The sequence below is a fragment of the Arthrobacter cryoconiti genome (genome assembly GCF_020905375.1).
GTDB lineage: Bacteria > Actinomycetota > Actinomycetes > Actinomycetales > Micrococcaceae > Specibacter > Specibacter cryoconiti.
Genome location: NZ_JAJJBU010000054.1, coordinates 1 through 795, shown reverse-complemented (window position 1 = coordinate 795; position 795 = coordinate 1). Strand labels below are relative to the sequence as shown.

At 57.0% G+C, this 795-nt stretch carries 1 protein-coding gene; it reads right to left on the bottom strand.

Annotated elements, in window-relative coordinates; all coding sequences use genetic code 11:
- Positions 1-795, bottom strand: a 795-nt coding sequence (locus tag LOH53_RS16730) for an IS3 family transposase (RefSeq protein WP_230068894.1), incomplete at both ends; no start/stop codon positions are given.

The following is a 795-nucleotide window of genomic DNA, read 5'->3' as shown; positions in this document are numbered from 1 at the left end:
ATAGTAGGTTTGCTCGTATTCTTCCGGTGTCTGGTGACCCAATGCAGAATGCAAGCGGGCATTGTTGTACCAATGGACCCAGTCGAAAACGAGTTCAACAACGTCGTATTCTGTCTTCAGCGCACCCGTGCGGAAGGGCGAACCCTTGGCGACGGCTTCGTTCTTGAACAGACCCATCACCGTTTCGGCAGCGGCGTTATCGTAGGCATCCCCGACGCTACCGATGGAAGGAACCAGTCCCTCAATTTCCAGTGTGTCGGTGTAGCGAATTGAGGTGTACTGCGATCCAGCGTCGCTGTGGTGCAGAAGCCCCTTGTCAATCGGTCTGCCGATGTGTTTTCGTCGCCACAGCGCCATTTTCAGACATTGCTCCACGAACGCAGTGTCCTTCACTGTAGAGGTTTCCCAGCCGACGATGGCACGCGAATACAGGTCGATGACCAGAGCCACGTACACGAAGCCGGAATACACCGGAACGTAGGTGAAATCGGTGACCCAAATACGGTTGGGGGCACTGGCGCTGAAGTTGCGGTTCAACAGGTCTGCGGCACGTTTGCCGTCCTTGCCAGGGATCGTGGTGCGGGTCTTACGTCCCCGGACCAGGCCGTTCATACCCTCGTCACGCATGAGCCGGTCAACGGTGTGTTTGGAAACTTCCGGGAAGCCGTTGCGGCGCAGCCAGACAGTCATTTTCCGACGACCGTAAAGGATCTCCGGCCTCGGCCTTCCTTTGCTGTCTAGATCCTTGAGGCTGCGTAACGTGTCAATGACCTTCGCGTCCTCGATCGCGCGCAG